Annotated in this window: 3 tRNA genes; all 3 read left to right on the top strand. The window is 53.6% G+C overall.

Going from position 1 to position 521, the window contains the following annotated elements:
- Positions 1-40: 40 nt before the first annotated feature.
- The 3 genes from AC0ZWN_RS28860 to AC0ZWN_RS28850 all read left to right on the top strand — a co-directional run bounded on the left by AC0ZWN_RS28860 (position 41) and on the right by AC0ZWN_RS28850 (position 479).
- Positions 41-116: transfer RNA gene (locus tag AC0ZWN_RS28860), tRNA-Val, on the top strand.
- A gap of 19 nt (positions 117-135) precedes the next feature.
- Positions 136-212 (top strand) — tRNA-Asp (locus AC0ZWN_RS28855).
- A 191-nt stretch (positions 213-403) separates the two neighbouring features.
- Positions 404-479: transfer RNA gene (locus tag AC0ZWN_RS28850), tRNA-Val, on the top strand.
- Positions 480-521 lie beyond the last annotated feature (42 nt).

Genomic DNA, 521 nt, shown 5'->3' with positions numbered 1-521 from the left:
GTTGGGTCGCTCCGTAGAATGCGCGCCACACCGAAGCGAAGGGTGATTAGCTCAGCTGGGAGAGCGTCTGCCTTACAAGCAGAATGTCGGCGGTTCGATCCCGTCATCACCCACCATTCGTTTCAAGTGTTTAGCGCAGCGGTAGTTCAGTCGGTTAGAATACCGGCCTGTCACGCCGGGGGTCGCGGGTTCGAGTCCCGTCCGCTGCGCCATATTCGGTAACCTGGACCACTGAACGCCAGGTCACCACGGAAAAACCCGCCAAGGCGGGTTTTTTTCTGCTCCAAGGTTGTACCCGCGGGATGTGTCGTTTTACTGGTTTTCGGATTTATTTGAAAAAAACTTCAATTAAATCAACACTTTACGAAAACTTGTGGCATAATGCGTCCCGTAACGAAGCGAAGGGTGATTAGCTCAGCTGGGAGAGCGTCTGCCTTACAAGCAGAATGTCGGCGGTTCGATCCCGTCATCACCCACCATTCGTTTCAAGCGTTTTGCGCAGCGGTAGTTCAGTCGGTTAG

The sequence above is a fragment of the Pseudomonas sp. 3B-A001-10F genome (genome assembly GCF_056313565.1).
The sequence above is the reverse complement of the archived record's forward strand: the minus strand, read 5'-3'. Positions and strand labels throughout refer to the sequence as shown.